This window comes from Pannonibacter sp. CBAS1226, assembly GCF_055685825.1.
This window is the reverse complement of the sequence record NZ_JBVOUO010000001.1, coordinates 593,873-608,213: the sequence shown is the minus strand read 5'-3', so window position 1 is coordinate 608,213 and position 14,341 is coordinate 593,873. Positions and strand designations below refer to the sequence as shown.

The 14,341-nt window shown below is 61.2% G+C and carries 9 protein-coding genes; 4 read left to right on the top strand and 5 right to left on the bottom strand.

What is annotated here, in order from left to right:
• Window positions 1-533 precede the first annotated feature (533 nt).
• Complete coding sequence (locus AC0CMF_RS02735) at window positions 534-2,702, top strand: putative bifunctional diguanylate cyclase/phosphodiesterase (RefSeq protein ID WP_374628137.1); 2,169 nt, start codon at window positions 534-536, stop codon at window positions 2,700-2,702.
• Between the two features lie 672 nt (window positions 2,703-3,374).
• On the opposite strand, the gene AC0CMF_RS02730 is transcribed toward AC0CMF_RS02735, so the two are convergent.
• The 5 genes from AC0CMF_RS02730 to AC0CMF_RS02710 form a co-directional block, all read right to left on the bottom strand.
• Window positions 3,375-4,613, bottom strand: coding sequence for a saccharopine dehydrogenase family protein (locus AC0CMF_RS02730; RefSeq protein ID WP_374628136.1), 1,239 nt, complete (start codon window positions 4,611-4,613; stop codon window positions 3,375-3,377).
• Window positions 4,614-4,672: 59 nt separating this feature from the next.
• Window positions 4,673-5,770, bottom strand: coding sequence for a carboxynorspermidine decarboxylase (locus AC0CMF_RS02725; protein WP_374628135.1), 1,098 nt, complete (start codon window positions 5,768-5,770; stop codon window positions 4,673-4,675).
• 400 nt (window positions 5,771-6,170) lie between these two features.
• On the bottom strand, window positions 6,171-6,623 hold the full coding sequence (locus tag AC0CMF_RS02720) for a DNA polymerase III subunit chi (protein ID WP_123194354.1): 453 nt from the start codon (window positions 6,621-6,623) through the stop codon (window positions 6,171-6,173).
• A 635-nt stretch (window positions 6,624-7,258) separates the two neighbouring features.
• Window positions 7,259-7,879, bottom strand: coding sequence for an FMN-binding negative transcriptional regulator (locus tag AC0CMF_RS02715; RefSeq protein ID WP_123194355.1), 621 nt, complete (start codon window positions 7,877-7,879; stop codon window positions 7,259-7,261).
• Between the two features lie 72 nt (window positions 7,880-7,951).
• Window positions 7,952-9,451, bottom strand: coding sequence for a leucyl aminopeptidase (locus AC0CMF_RS02710; protein WP_374628134.1), 1,500 nt, complete (start codon window positions 9,449-9,451; stop codon window positions 7,952-7,954).
• A gap of 210 nt (window positions 9,452-9,661) precedes the next feature.
• Between AC0CMF_RS02710 and lptF the strand changes: the two genes are divergently transcribed.
• Genes lptF through AC0CMF_RS02695 form a run of 3 tightly spaced genes read left to right on the top strand, consistent with a single transcriptional unit; the run spans window position 9,662 to window position 14,334 of the window.
• Window positions 9,662-10,846, top strand: coding sequence for an LPS export ABC transporter permease LptF (gene lptF / locus AC0CMF_RS02705; protein ID WP_082206152.1), 1,185 nt, complete (start codon window positions 9,662-9,664; stop codon window positions 10,844-10,846).
• 5 nt (window positions 10,847-10,851) lie between these two features.
• Window positions 10,852-11,943: an LPS export ABC transporter permease LptG gene (gene lptG / locus AC0CMF_RS02700; RefSeq protein WP_050475168.1), complete on the top strand. Its 1,092-nt coding sequence runs from the start codon at window positions 10,852-10,854 to the stop codon at window positions 11,941-11,943.
• Window positions 11,944-14,334, top strand: coding sequence for an LPS-assembly protein LptD (locus tag AC0CMF_RS02695; protein ID WP_374628132.1), 2,391 nt, complete (start codon window positions 11,944-11,946; stop codon window positions 14,332-14,334).
• The last annotated feature ends 7 nt before the right edge of the window (window positions 14,335-14,341 follow it).

The following is a 14,341-nucleotide window of genomic DNA, read 5'->3' as shown; positions in this document are numbered from 1 at the left end:
TGCACTGTCTCCCCGCACGGCACACCCTCCCCGCTTTCGTCAAGCCGTGGCATGACGGAGTGATGGGTTGAGCGCACTGCTCACCTCAAGCCTTGCCCCTCGTACCAAGCTCCCCGCCCCCACCGCGCTGCCTCCCCGCTGCACTGTCTCCCCGCACGGCACGCCCTCCCCGCTTTCGTCATGCCACGACCTGATCGTGGCATCCATTCCCTGAATTCACTGCACGGCGACAGGCGCGGAGGGACACCTGCATGCCACGGCCAGCCGTCACACCTCTGCGTCAAAGCTCAGGTTTCAGGCTCTGTCCTGCAGTAATTTCCACTGCCGGGCGCGCTCAAGCAGCTCCGCACAAAATCAACCAAAGATATATCCCACAAACTGCACAACCAAATGCAGCAGACGGCCTGTCAAACACCTCAACGAAAACGCTGAACCAAAATGACATCAAACTGTCATGCCAATAATGTCGTTTATCATCAAGTTCGAGATGAGTTCTGCTCCGAATCCCGCCACCTGATTCTTTGAAAGAGATTATGACCCAAGCCGTTGCTTTTTCCCGTGATTTTACGGACGCCGTTATCGGCATGGAACAGGCAGCGGATGAAACCGGGATTTTCAAGGCGCTCCATACGGCCTGTGAACGGATGCTGGGGCCAACCCAGCTTGCCGGCTTCGTTGCGGCTCTGAACAGACGTTCCATCCGCCGGGCTTACTGCGCCGGCATGACAGACCTGCCGGTGGAAGCGATCAGCGCCTGGCTTGCGGATAGGCAAAACCCGGAGCCGGAGCTGGCCGGGACCGCAAGCCTTGAGCGCCCGGCATTTTTCCGGCTTCACAGTGACGGGCAGATCATCGGCGGAGTTGTCCTGCGCTGTCCGCAGCTTGATTCCGGAAAGCAGGCCGTCCGGCAGAATCTCATCCGCCTGACAGACAGCAGCCTGCGCACGCTGCAGCGTCAGAAGCTCACGCAGATGGTGCTGGAGGCACTGGAGCAAAGCGAGGAAGCCATTTCCTTTTATGATGAGGAAGATGGTGTGGTGTTCTCCAACCCGGCATACCACCGGGTCTTTCCGCATTATCCCGGGCGGCAAGGCCTGCTTGGGGCACGGCACCTCGATCTCTACAAGCTCGACCTTGAGGCTGGCATCATCGATGATCCCCTCGCCCGCACCGATCCGGATGCCTATCTTGCCGGGCGTGCCGAGCTCGCCAGCACCCTCGTTGACCACCACAGGGAAATCCAGACCCTTGGCGGCAGGACCTATATCTACTTCCGCATGAAGTCCCGAACAGGCGCCACCATGTCGCGCCGTATCGACATCACGGAACAATGGCAGATCACGGCAAAGCTGCGCGAGCGGGAGCGTGAACTCAAGGAGCTCGTCTACCGCGATGTGCTGACAGCTCTGCACAACCGTGCCTTCCTGCGCCAGCACATCACGGCCGTGTCGGCCAGGCTCGAGGCCGGTGCCATCAACGGTTTCGCCGTGCTGCTGATCGATCTCAATGATTTCAAGGCTGTGAATGATGCCTATGGGCATGACACCGGCGATCAGGTGCTCAAGGTTCTGGCAGAACGCATCGCATCTGCCGGTGGAAACGGACAGAACACCATCGCCCGGCTTGGGGGGGACGAATTCGTCGTCGTGCTGGAAAACCAGACCTCCAGAATGGCTCTGCGGTCGCTGGCCCGCCAGCTGATCGCCAGCATTGGCAGCCCGATAGAATCCAACACGCGCGTCTTCCGAATGGGATGCAGTATCGGCATCGCCATTGCCACCGGAGACAGGGCCGGCCGCCGCGACATTCTGGTTGATGCCGATGTCGCAATGTACCACGCCAAGAGCCGCAAGCCGAAACGCAGCGATTACGCCTTCTTCCGGCCGATCATGCTGGATGAACTCAACAGCCGCCGGAATCTGGTTGCCGCGTTGCGGACAGCCGTCTCGGAGCAGAAGTTTGAACTGAACTACCAGCCCCGCTTTTGCACCATGACGCGCCGGCTGATTGGCTTCGAAGCGCTGTTGCGTTGGCGCAACCAGCACAACCGTCCCGTTCCGCCAAGCCGGTTCATTCCCATTCTGGAGGAGACAGGCCTGATCGATCAGGTTGGCGAATGGGTGCTTGCGGCAGCTTGCGAACAGGCCAGGTCATGGCCAGGTCATCTCAGCGTGGCCGTCAACGTCTCGCCGGTCCAGGTCGGCAATGCACGCTTTGCGCAAAAGGTCACGGATATCCTGGCACGGACCGGTCTGCCGGCACAGCGGCTGGAGCTGGAAATCACAGAATCGGTGTTTCTGGACAACGAAAAGGCTGCCGTGGAGCGGCTCAACGAATGGCGGGCCCTTGGCGTGCGGGTGGCGCTGGACGACTTCGGCAAAGGCTACTCGTCATTTGAGTATCTCAGCTGGGTGCCGGTCGACATTCTCAAGATCGACCGCAGTTTCATTGCCCGTCTTGATCCCAATGAACCGAACCTGCGCGTCAAGGAGATCATGCGCAGCATCATAGACCTTGGAAAATCTCTCGGCATGCTGGTGATCGCCGAGGGTGTCGAAAGAGAAGACCAGATGGAGCTTTTGCGCAGCATTGGCTGCCCGCAGGTGCAGGGCTATCTTCTCGGCCAGCCCATGCCGCTTTCCGATGTTCTTCTTCTGCTGAACAGGACGTCTGCGCCAGTCTGCAGCCACCAGGCCGGATGATCACGCGGGCCGGTCCACAACGGGATTACGGCGCGCTGCCGTTCTTCGGGCAGCCAAAGGCCTGCGCAAGAGGATAACCAAATCTGCCCCTCCCCGCCTCCGTCGAGCCGTGGCATGACGGGGATGGGTTGAGCGCACTGCCTCCCCGCACGGCACGCCCTCTCAACTTTCGTCATGCCACGACCTGATCGTGGCATCCATTCCCTGAATTCACCGCACGGGGACGGGCGCGGATGGGAACCTGCAAGCTGTGCCGTATCGAGAGGCAACGGCATGGATGCCACGGTCGAGCCGTGGCATGACGGAGTGATGGTTGAGCGCTCTGCTCACCTCAAGCCTTGCACCTTGCACCTTGCACCGGGATCCCCGCCTCCATCGGACAATCCCCCGCCGCGCTTCCTCCTCGCCGCTCTGCCTCCCCGCACGGCACACCCTCCCCGCTTTCGTCATGCCACGACCTGATCGTGGCATCCATGCCCTGAACTTGCTGCACGGGGACAGGCGCGGATGGAAACCTGCAAGCTGCGCCGTATCGAGAGGCAACGGCATGGATGCCACGGTCGAGCCGTGGCATGACGGAGGATGGGGTGAGCACCCAGTCCATATCCCCCCAATACAAATCAGGCCCCCGGTTTCCCGGAGGCCTGAGAAGGTCTTGCGGTGCAGTCCGGGTCAGGCCGTGAAGGGCCGGGTGCCGGAGGCGTCCTTGATTTCGGTCGGCAGGCCGATGCGGTTGAGGATGGCGAGGAAGGGCTTGGGGTCAAGCTCCTCGACATTCTTCATCGCGCCGACGTCCCAGGTGCCATCGGCGATCAGCATGGCAGCGGCGACCGGCGGCACGCCGGCGGTGTAGCTGATGCCCTGCGAACCGACTTCATTGTAGGCTTCCTTGTGGTCGGCCACGTTGAAGACGAGCACTTCGGCCGGCTTGCCGTCCTTCTTGCCCTTCACCAGCGTGCCGATGCAGGTCTTGCCGGTGTAGTCGGGCGCGAGCGAGGACGGGTCCGGCAGCACGGCCTTGACCACCTTCAGCGGCACGACTTCCACGCCTTCCGCCGTCTTGACCGGCTGCTCGGACAGGAGGCCGAGGTTCTTCAGCACGGTGAAGACGTTGATATAGTGATCGGAGAAGCCCATCCAGAAGCGCACGTCCGCCTGCGGATAGTTGGCCGAGAGCGAATGCACCTCGTCATGACCGGTCATGTAGGTCTGCTGTTCGCCGACGACCGGCATGTCCCACACCTTGCCGACCTCGAACATTTTGTTCGACTGCCAGGCGCCCTGCTGCCAGGAATAGACCGTGCCGGTGAACTCGCGGAAATTGATCTCCGGGTCGAAGTTCGTGGAGAACCAGCGGCCATGCGAACCGGCGTTGATGTCGATGATGTCGATCGACTCCGGCTCGGTCACATATTCGTCGATGGCAAGGCGTGCATAGGCATTGACCACGCCCGGATCAAAGCCGACGCCCAGAATGGCGGTGACGCCCTTCTCAGCGCAGCGCTCGCGGCGCTGCCACTCGTAATTGCCGTACCAGGGCGGCGTCTCGCAGATCTTCTTCGGGTCTTCGTGGATGGCCGTGTCCATATAGGCCGCACCGGTCTCGATGCAGGCTTCCAGCACGGTCATGTTGACGAAGGCAGAACCGACGTTGATGACAATCTGCACGCCGGTCTTGCGGATCAGGTCCGCAACGGCGGCAGTGTCCATCGCATTGAGGGCATGGGCTTGAAGAACACCCTCGACCTTCAGGCTGCCTTTTTCGCGGACGCTGTCCAGAATCCGCTCACACTTCGCAACGGTGCGCGAAGCAATATGAATGTCGCCGAGCAGGTCGTTGTTCTGCGCACATTTATGCGCGACAACCTGCGCTACGCCACCGGCGCCGATGATGAGTACGTTGCGCTTCATTTCGCCCATAGTCCTCCTTGGGTCTCTAAGGGTTGCACAGCCTCAGTGTGAGGCTGAAATCACGACAGGGCCGCCGTGAAATCGTCATAGGTGAAGTCGCGGGCAAGGCGCACGGAGCCATCCAGCTCCTTCACCGCAATCGCCGGCATCTTCACGCCATTGAACCAGTTCTTCTTGACCATCGTGTAGCCGGCCGCATCCTGAAGGGAGAGCCGGTCACCGGCAGCCAGCGGCTTTTCAAAGCGGAACTCGCCGAAAATGTCGCCCGCAAGGCAGGACTTGCCGCAGACCATCCACTCATGATCACCCGCATTCGGCTCGACCTTGGCGCTCTGCCGGTAGATCAGCAGATCCAGCATATGCGCCTCAATGGAGCTGTCGACGATGGCAAGGTTCTTGCCGTTGTGCAGCGTGTCAAGCACTGTCACTTCCAGCGTGGCGGACTTTGTGATCGCCGCCTCGCCGGGCTCCAGATAGACCTGCACTTCGTTTTCGCCCGCAAAGCGCTTCAGCCGCTCGGCGAACTTTTCCAGCGGATAGCCCTCGCCGGTGAAATGAATGCCGCCGCCGAGGCTGATCCATTCCATCTGGCGGATGAGAAAGCCGAAGCGCTGCTCGATATGGCCAAGCATGCCGTCGAAACGGTCGAAATCGGCGTTCTCACAGTTGTTGTGGAACATGAAGCCGGTGATCTTGTCCGCGGCCTTTGCGATCGTCTCCGGGTCATGCTCGCCAAGGCGCGAGAACGGGCGGGCCGGGTCGGCGAGATCAAAATCCGAGGTGGAGACACCCGGATTGACGCGCAGGCCGCGCACATGGTTCGCCGACTGGCTCTCGAAACGCGCCAGCTGGCCGATGGTGTTGAAGATGATCTTGTCGGACGAGGCAATCACCTCGTCGATCTCATCCGGCGCATAGGCCACCGAATAGGCGTGCGTCTCGCCGGGGAATTTCTCCCGGCCGAGCTTCACCTCATAAAGCGACGACGAGGTGGTGCCGTCCATGTAGTTCGACATGAAATCGAACACGGACCAGGACGCAAAGCACTTGAGCGCCAGCAGCGACTTTGCGCCGGAGGCCTCACGCAGCCATGCGATCTTCTCCATGTTCGGCAGAAGCTTCGACTTGTCGATCAGATAATAGGGGGTGGAAATCATCTCGTGCCCTTTGCGGATCCGGTCCTGAGGACAGGGACAAAACCTGTTGGGGGGCTGTTACCCCCTTTGGGCGCAACACTCAATGAAAATCGGTACCCGGCGATGAATTAGACGTCTTTTCCGTGCCAAAGGGCAAATAGGAAAAGCCCCGCTGCAAGGCCTCACGCGGGATGGTCCTGTAAAAAACAGAAAGCCACAGGCGCTGTAACGCAAGAAAAATTCAAATCTGATTTTCAACACATGCCGGAGCGCGCCGCTGCTGCAAGAGGTGGCGCAGCAAAACGAAAGGGACGGCAGAGGTTACGAAAGCACGCCGAATGTTTTTCTTGAGCCGGCCAATCAAACAGCCGCAAACCTTCCGGCAGAGGAAGATGACAATGCGCCGGGAATGCAGACAGCCTCAGGCCTTGCGCTCCCAGCCGCCGCCATCGCGCTGCTGCCAGTAGGTGACCTCAGCCCCCTGCCCCTTGAACAGCTTCCAGTGCTGACGGGCCTCGGCCAGAGCTTCCTGATCATTGCCATCGAACATGACGACGACACGGCCATAGCCCTCGATGGGGGGCGGCGCGGCCCGGTCCACCAGAAAGCGCACCTCAGCCCCATTGGGATTGTCCGGCCCCGTGGTCAGGAACACCGGCTGATGCTCGGGGAAGCCATCGGCGATGGTTCCGTGCGGCAGAAACTCGTGATCGGAGAAGCTCCACAGATGCGCATCCAGTGCGGCGCAGCGCTCATCCGAGCCGCATTGCACCACGACCTTCCAGTCCCGCTCCAGGCATTTCATCAACAGGCCCGGCAGCACGTCTTCCAGCGGCTGGCGGGTCAGATGGTAGAACAGGACTTCCGTGCTCACTGATGATTCCTCACATGATTTCCGGTGCGCTTGCGGCCTTCCGCGCAGCGCGGTGAAAAGTTGCGGGTTATCCCCGGCAGCGCCCCAGCCTGCCATGCTTGCGCCACGTTTGCAGACCTTTTTGCCCCGCCCGCCGCGCAGGCGCCCCATTGGTGATGCGCAGGTGCAACATCACCGGGCAATAAGCGCAAAACGTGCTGTGCCGGAATGGACATGCGGACAGACATCTAGCATTAACCGCTCGCAAATGCGCGGCCGGTATGGTGAAAGAACCGGAAAACATTCAGGTCGATTCTGAATGAACCGGCGCAGAAGTTTCAGGGCCGTTTGCGGCCATTTCCCCGGGGGTTTTCATGCTTGTTCGCGTTGCGTTGTTCTTCACCATGGTCATGGGTCTGGCCGGAGCAACGGCAGCACTGGGTCTTGTGGTGACGGAGAACACCACGCAGTGCCAGACCTACAAGGCCTGCTGAGCCCCTGAACCGGGCGTGACGCGGGTCTGCAGACCTGCTGCATCCTGTGAAGAAGCGTTTTGATAACCCGCCGGAAAACCGGCGGGTTTTCTGTTGAGATGCTGTGGATAACGCGTACCGCCTTTGACCTGCGGCGCCATTGAGATTGGGTCCTGAAGAGCCTCACTCCCCGCTCTTCCGGCGCATTGCAGCAGCAAGGTGATCAGCGCCGCGTGCGGCAAGTTCCTGCGCGACGGCTTGGCGGTTTGCCTCGGGATGGTTCTGGTTCAGCTTGGACTTTGCCTCGATCCGCAAGATGGAGATTTCCAGCGCAACGATCTTGCTGATCATGTCCTCAAGATAGTCGGCCGGGGCATCGCCCATCTTCCAGGCGCCCTCCCCGTTCAGCGGTTTCTCGAAGCGGCTGGTCAGAAGGCTGACGATCCGGCGCTTGGCCGCCGCCTCCCGCAGCCAGCGGATATGGCCGTGGACATGCACCACCTGATAGTTCCAGGTCGGCACCGCCCGGTGGGTCTCGGCTTTGCTGGGGTACCAGTTGGGGCTGACATAGGCATCGCCGCCCCGGAAGATGGCCAGCACCGGCGCACCGTCCGGCACCTCTTCGTGCATCGCATTGGCCAGCGCCACATGGCCGGTGAGCCTGTCCCCGGACAGCAAAAGCGGCAGATGATTGGCGCAAAGTCCGCCCGGCGTGTCAGCCACCACCGCCGCCAGCGGAAATGCGCTGATCAGGCATTCGATTTCATCGGGATCGGCTTCGGCAAAATGCGCGGGCGTATACATCGCGTCCCCCGGCAGAAGTGGAACCGGGGCGGCAGCAGCTAAGCCGCCGCCCCAAAACAGCTAGGAGCTGTGTCAGCCTTCGTAGTGGTCGCGCACCAGCTGGTCGAGCAGGCGCACGCCGAAGCCGGACGCCCAGCCCTGGCTGATCTCGTCCTTGACGGAGCCCATCGCCGTTCCCGCCACATCCAGATGCGCCCAGGGCACATCATTGACGAAGCGCTGCAGGAACTGTGCTGCCGTGATGGAGCCAGCGGTGCGCCCGCCGGTGTTCTTCACGTCCGCATTGGGGGTGTCGATCAGCTTGTCATAGGCCTTGGACAGCGGCAGGCGCCAGACGCTTTCGCCGGTCGTCTCGCCAGCGGCAAACAGGCGCTGCGCCAGTTCGTCGTTGTTGGAGAAGAGGCCTGCATTCTGGTTGCCGAGGGCGATGATGACGGCGCCGGTCAGGGTGGCGAGATCAATCATGAACTTCGGCTTGAAACGCTCCTGCGTGTACCAGAGCGCATCGGCCAGCACGAGACGGCCTTCGGCATCGGTGTTGAGGATCTCGATCGTGGTGCCGGACATGGCACGCACGATGTCGCCCGGACGCTGGGCGTTGCCGTCCGGCATGTTTTCGACGAGGCCGATGATGCCGATGACATTCACCTTGGCCTTGCGGGCCGCCAGCGCATGCATGAGGCCGGTGACGGCAGCCGCGCCGCCCATGTCGCCCTTCATGTCTTCCATGCCGGCCGCCGGCTTGATGGAAATGCCGCCGGTGTCGAACACGACGCCCTTGCCGACGAAGGCGACCGGGGCTTCATCCTTCTTGCCGCCGTTCCAGCGCATGATGACAAGGCGCGGCGGACGGACGGAGCCCTGCGCCACGCCAAGAAGCGCGGCCATCTTCAGCTTCTTCATTTCCTTTTCGGTGAGGATCTCGATCTCCACACCAAGCTTTTCGAGCTTTGCGGCGCGGTCCGCAAACTCCACGGGCCCGAGCACATTGGCCGGCTCATTGACCAGATCGCGCGCCAGCAGAACACCCTCACCGACAGCTTCCGCATCGGCAAAGGCCTTCTTGGCAGCCTTGGATTCCGGGCCGATGATGTTGAGCGTCAGCTCGACCGGCTGGCCGTCCTCATCCTTCTTCGTCTTGTAGGCATCGAAGCTGTAGGAGCGCAGCTTTGCCCCAAGCGCGAACTGGGCGGCGGCCTTGGCGCTCACCTCGCCGCCGCCGGGCAGCTCCAGATAGACGATGGCATCGGCAGCACGGGCACCGGCCAGCGCCGCCTGCACGGAACCGCCCAGCTTCAGCCAGTCGGTGTCCTGCATGTCTTCCGCCTTGCCGAGGCCGAAGACGAAAAGACGGTCGAGATCAAGCCCGCCGGGCGCCACGAGATCCAGCTTCGAGCCGCGCTTGCCCTTGAAGCCGCCGGCACTGGCCGCGCGGGCAAGACCGCCCGGCAGCGCATCCAGCAGTCCTGCGGCCAGCGGACCGGCGGCCAGAGAATCGTCAGCCAGAACGACAGCGGCAGGAGCCGGCGCAGCGGAGGCCTTGCCGAATTGGATTTTCGTAAGCTTGTTCATTTTTCCATCTTGGGTTCACTCGCCCGTAAAAGACGGGCCAGGATGCGGTAAATTCCAGCAATGTGGCCTGATATGCCTTGTGCAGCAAGCCTTTGCCGAATAAATCTGCAATCGGGCAGTCTGCTGCAGTCCGGCATCCGGCGGCTTTGAAAGGCCATGATCGGGTGGAAAAGGTCTGCGGTTGAACCGCGTTGCAGTCCGGCAGAGAGCATGAAGACACTCGAACGTTACATCATCCGCCGGTCTGTTTTCGTCTTTACGATGACCCTCGCGGCCATGACCGGCGTGGTGTGGGCGACGCAGGCCCTGCGCCAGCTCGATCTGGTCACGTCCAAGGGCCAGACCATTGTCCAGTTCATCTCCATCACGATGCTGGCGATGCCGTTTCTGGTCGTCATCGTGGCGCCTTTCGCACTGATGATTGCCCTGATCCTCGTTCTCAACGCCCTGTCGAGTGACAGCGAGCTGATCGTCATCAATGCCACCGGCGGCTCCCGTTATCTGGTGCTCCGGCCAGTCCTCATCTTCGCGCTCGGCATCGCCCTCCTGACGGGCGCCATGTCGCTTTACGTGGCGCCGGAGGGGCTGGCACGGCTGCGCGATGAAATCACCCGCGTGCGGGTCGATCTTGTGGCGAATATCGTCAAGCCCGGCCGCTTCATTTCCATGGCAGACGGTCTGACATTCCACATCCGCAACCGCTCCGGTGATGGTGCGCTGGATGGGCTGCTGCTGCATGACACACGCGATCCGGCCACGATCTTCACCTATGAGTCCGAGGTCGGGCACATTGTCGAGGTGCAGGGGCTGACGCTGCTGGTGATGCAGAACGGCACGATCCAGCGCCGTCCGAAGACGAGCGGCGACATCTCGATCGTCCGCTTCCAGTCCTATGCCTTCGACCTGTCGAGCCTTGTTCCGGAAGCGGTTGAGCCAGTCTACAAGGCCAGCGAGCGCTCCACATGGGCTCTCATCAGCAATCCGGCGCCTGACGAGTTTTCACAGCGGTATCCGGAGCGGATCGCGGCGGAACTTCACAACCGTTTCAGCCAGCCGCTTTATGCCATTGCCTTTGGCCTGATCGTCTTTGTCTTCCTTGGCCAGGCCCGTACCACGCGTCAGGACCGCGGGCTTGCGCTGCTGGGAGCGCTCGGCGGCTGCATCCTGCTGCGCACGGCAGGCTTTGGCGCGACATCGCTTGCAAGCGGCTCGGCTGCGATCATCGCGGCCTATTATACCGTGCCGGTGCTCGGCATCGTGCTGCCGGCCTGGTTCATTCTCCAGTCCGACACGGGGGCGGCCCCCCGCTGGCTTGCAAAGCTGGTTGAACGCATGACAGACTTCAGCGAGCGCCTGCAGAACCGTCTCAGCCGCCGCCTGTCGAAGGGAGCCTGACCGGAATGCTTGGGCCGACCCTCTCCCTTTATTTCTCCCGCCGGTTCCTGCGGTCCATCCTCGGACTGTTCCTGCTGGCTGCGATCCTGATTTTCCTGTTCGATGTGCTGGAACTGCTGCGCCGTGCCGGTGAGCAGGGTGATATTTCCGTGCTGCGCGTCAGCATCATTTCGCTTCTGCGCGTGCCGCTGCTGCTGGAACAGGTCATCCCCTTTGCCGTCCTGTTCGGCTCCATCTCCGCCTTTGTCACCCTGAGCCGCGGCCTGGAGCTGGTTGTCACCCGGGCGGCGGGCATTTCGGTCTGGCAGTTCGGCGCACCGGCCGCTCTGGTGGCTCTCGTGCTCGGCGGCCTGTCGGTCGTACTCTACAATCCGGTCGCCGTATGGATGCAGCAGCAGTCCGACAGGGTTGCCGCGGGTCTTTTCGGCGGTGAGGACAGCTTCCTGCTGCAGACGACCAACGCGGTGTGGATGAGGCAGGATGGTCTTGACGGCGAATCAGTGCTCAATGCGGAGCAGCTGCTTGCACAGGGCACGACGCTGCGCGGCGTCACCGTCTTCACATTCAACCGGCAGGGGCGCTTCGATGAGCGGATCGAAGCCCGTGAAGCGGAGCTGAATGACGGCTATTGGGTGCTCAAGGACGCGGTTGTCTACCGCACCAATGCCGATCCGCAGCGCCACAACACCTATCAGGTCAGCACATTCCTGACGCCGACGGAAGTGCGCGAGAGCATTGGCTCACCCGAATCAATTTCATTCTGGAACCTGCCGCGCTTCATTGAACTGGCCAGCCGCGCCGGTCTTCCGGCCTATCGGTATACGCTGCAATATCAAACGCTTCTGGCTCGTCCCCTGCTTTTATTGGCGATGGTGCTCATCGCAGCAGCAGTTTCTTTAAAGGTTTCGCGCTTTGGTGGTCTCGGAAAGATGATTCTGGGTGGAATCGCCGCCGGGTTCGTGCTTTACGTTCTCTCTGAGCTCGCACGCGATCTCGGAGGGGCCGGTATCGTCCCCCCAGTGATCGCTGCTTGGGCCCCGGGAGTGTTTGGAGTTCTCATGGGTTTGACGATCCTGCTCAATCAGGAAGACGGCTAGATGGCGAACAAGATGCGTCTCAAGCCGGGCCTCCTGAATTCGGGTGCCTGTGCCCCGGTTCGCGGACTTTTCATCCGCGGCCTTGGTACCGTTATTGCCTGCTCACTGATCACCGCTCCCTGGGCCGCGCCTGTGGTTCTGGCGCAGTCGCCCGCGTCTGCGTCCGTCTCTGCCAACGTGAATCCCAACGCGGAGATGCTGCTGGAAGCGGATGATCTCACCTATGACTACGACCGGGACAAGATCCTGGCGCGCGGCAAGGTGCAGATCTTCTATGACGGCTACACGCTGGAAGCGGACGAAGTCATCTTCGACCGCGGATCCGGGCGTATGTTTGCCAAGGGCAACGTCAAGATGGCGGAGCCGGATGGCAACATCGTCACGACGCAGGAAATGGAACTGACGGACAACTTCGCCGAAGGTTTTGCCCGCTCATTGCAGGTGGATTCGCCCCAGCGCACACGGTTCATCGCGGAAAGCGCGAACCGTGAAGGCGGCAACGTGACCACCTTCAACAACGGGCTCTACACCGTCTACACTCGCCAGCCGGCTGAAAAACCGCCGCTGTGGCGCCTGCGTGCCCAGAAGATCGTCCACAATCAGGAAGAAAAGGTTATCCGGTTCGAGGATACCCAGCTGGAGTTCTTCGGCACCCCGATCGCCTATGTTCCCTACCTGTCGATGCCGGATCCTTCGGTCAAGCGGAAGTCCGGCTTTCTGACGCCCTCGGGCTCGGTTTCGTCCAACCTGGGTTACGGCCTGACCGTTCCCTACTACTGGGCGCTTGATCCCCATTATGATCTGACCGTCTCCGCGACCGGCTTCACCAAGCAGGGGGCGCTTGGAACTACCGTCTGGCGGCAGGAGCTTGAAGGAGGCAAGTACCTTATTTCAGGTGCGCTGATTTCGCAGCAGGATCCTTCGGCCTTTACGACATCCAGCGGCAACCGGCGCTGGCGCGGCGCCTTGCATACCGAGGGCAACTATGTGCTCTTTGACAGCTGGTCGCTGGGGTGGAACCTCACCTACAAGTCCGACCGGGCTTTCCTGTCGGACTATTCGCGCGCAGAGCTTGGCAGCACCAGCGACGTTTCGCAGGTCTCCATCAGCCGGTACAAGGACCGGAACGCTGCCAGCATCTATGCCTACGCCTTCTCGATTTCGCAGGAAGATTACAACACCACGACAAACGCACCGATTGGTCAGTTTGCGAAGGTGGGGTCGAAGCTGCAGGACAAGCAGCCGTTCGTCTTCCCGGTGGCTGATGTCAATTACGTGTTCGACCAGCCGATTGCGGGCGGCGAACTGTCTTTCGACAGCAACTTCACAAGCCTGACCCGGGCTGAGACTGACGCCTATTCCGTCAACGGCGTGAACCGCTACCGTGGTGTGGACGGCACATTCTCGCGCTGGAGCGTGAACACCCAATGGCGGCGGACCCTGATCGATCCGATCGGTCAGATGTTCACGCCCTTCGCCTATGTACGCGGCGACCTGTTCTTCCTCGGCTCGCAGGACAAGAACGTGACCCCGCTGACGGATGAAGCCTTTGTGGGCCGCGTCCTGCCTGCCGTCGGCATGGAGTACCGCTATCCGTTCATTGCCAGCTTCAACGGCGGCAACCAGATCTTCGAACCGATCGCGCAGATTATCGTGCGGCCGGATGAGCAGAGAATCGGAGAGCTGCCGAACGAAGACGCCCAGAGCCTTGTCTTCGATACGACGACCCTGTTCGAATATGACAAGTTCTCGGGCTATGACCGGGCGGAAGGCGGCACCCGTGCGAACCTTGGCTTCAGCTACAAGCTGCAACTGGACAGTGGCGAGTATCTGAGCACCCTGTTCGGCCGGTCCTTCCATCTGTCGGGCCGGAACTCCTTTGCCAAGGCAGATCTGTTCGGCTCTTCGCTGGATTCCGGTCTTGATACACGCCAGTCGGATTATGTGGCCGGCTTTGCTCTGGACACACGGCGCGGTGTCACGCTTGGATCACAAGCACGCTTTGACAGCGATGATTTGTCCTTGCGGCGCCTTCAGATGCAGGCAACGGGATCCTATGGCCCGGTTGTCAGCACTCTGGCCTATGCCTTCCTCGACAAGCAGCCCAATCTTGGCATCGACAAGAAACGGGAAGAGATCCTGGCCTCCAGCAGTCTGCGGATTGCAGAGAACTGGCGGCTGTTCGGCGGCGTGCGCTATGACCTGAAGAATGAGAACATTGTTCAGGACTCCGGCGGCCTTGGCTATGATGATGAAGGCTTCTCCATGTCGCTTTCCTATCAGCAGGACCGCAGCCGCAACAATGGCGAGACGGTGAACCGGACATTCTTCTTCCGGTTCGGCCTGCGCACGATTGGTGACACGCAGGTCTCCAGCAGCGGCGGCCTGTAAGCCATTC